This is a genomic window from Kitasatospora sp. NPDC056531 (genome assembly GCF_042794375.1).
GTDB lineage: Bacteria > Actinomycetota > Actinomycetes > Streptomycetales > Streptomycetaceae > Kitasatospora.
The window spans coordinates 1-1,200 of the sequence record NZ_JBHTTU010000386.1 but is presented as its reverse complement, the minus strand read 5'-3'; the positions used below and the strand labels follow the sequence as shown (position 1 = coordinate 1,200).

Below are 1,200 nucleotides of genomic sequence, written 5' to 3'. Positions count from 1 at the left end.
GCGCAGCGCTGCCGGCGAGAGCGACCAGGGTGTCTGCGCGCTGACGGCGCTTCGGCCGACGGCGAGTTCGGCGTCACGGCTGCGGGCGAAGGCCTCGGCGCTCTCGTCGCGCCAGGCGTACGGGAAGACCCGGGCACCGCTCTCGACCGCGACCGAGACGGAGGTGGTGAAGGACAGCACGTCGACGACCACCAGGGCGGCGACCTGGGGGGCGAGGTGGCGGGCGCCGGCCGGTCCCCATTCGAAGCGCACGCCGTGGCCCGCTTGGACGAAGTATTCGCGCATGGCCGAGGATCCTGCCACGGCGGCGTACCGTCGTGCGGGCTCGCAGTGGAACGGGAGGCGTGCGGTGCTGATCGTGGTGAGCGGCGGGCCGGGCAGCGGGAAGACGACGCTGGCGCACGCGCTGGCCGCAGCCGTCGGCTGCCCGGCGGTGTGCCGGGACGAGCTGAAGGAGGGCCTGGTGCACGCGGGCGCGGGCGCCCCGGTTCGCGGGGCCGACGAGGCGGTGCGCGCGGTCTTCTTCGAGGTGCTGGGGGTGCTGGTGCGGGCCGGGGTGAGCGTGGTCGCCGAGGCCGCGTTCCAGGACCGGGTGTGGCGCCCCGGCCTGGAGCCGCTGGCCGCGCACACCGGACTGCGGGTGGTGCACTGCCGGGTGGAGGCGGCGCTGGCCCGGCGGAGGATCGCCGAGCGCCTGGCCACCGGCGGGCACCGCGCCGCGCACGCCGACCGCGAGCTGCTCGCGGCCCCGCCGGGGGCGGGCAACCTGCTGGACGACTTCGCGCCGCTGTCCCTGCCCGGCGTGCCGTACCTGTGCGTGGACACCGCGCACGGGTACGACCCGCCGCTGGCGGACGTCGTCGCCTTCGCCCGGCACTGACGGGGCCCACACCACCGGGGGCCGCCACCGCGGCCGCCGTGCCGGATCTGCCAGGGCCCTGCGGGCGGGCCCCGAGGGCTCCGGCCGGAGGGAATCGGTGTCCACCTCCGTACCGGGTACAGAGGGCCGACGGCCCGTCAGGGGCCGTCTTCACGGGACCGCCCCTCGATCGTGTGCGGCCGTCGTCGGTCGTGGCAGCGGCGGGCGAGGCCTGGCGCCGGCTGCGCCGGTCGGGCCGGTCGGGCCGGTCGGGCCGGTCGGGCCGGTCGGGCCGGTCGGGCCGGTCGGGCCGGTCGGGCCGGTCGGGCCGGTCGGGCCGG

Annotated in this window: 1 protein-coding gene and 1 pseudogene; one reads left to right on the top strand and one right to left on the bottom strand. The window is 78.2% G+C overall.

The annotated features are described in order from the left end of the window. Nucleotides 1–285 (bottom strand): annotated as a pseudogene (locus ACFQ87_RS46655) (hypothetical protein); the annotation flags it as partial. On the opposite strand from ACFQ87_RS46655, the gene ACFQ87_RS46650 reads away from it, so the two are divergent. After that, entirely contained in the window at nt 284–880 is a 597-nt protein-coding gene (locus ACFQ87_RS46650) for an AAA family ATPase (RefSeq protein WP_380617120.1), read from the top strand. The pseudogene ACFQ87_RS46655 and the gene ACFQ87_RS46650 overlap by 2 nt on opposite strands. Nucleotides 881–1,200 lie beyond the last annotated feature (320 nt).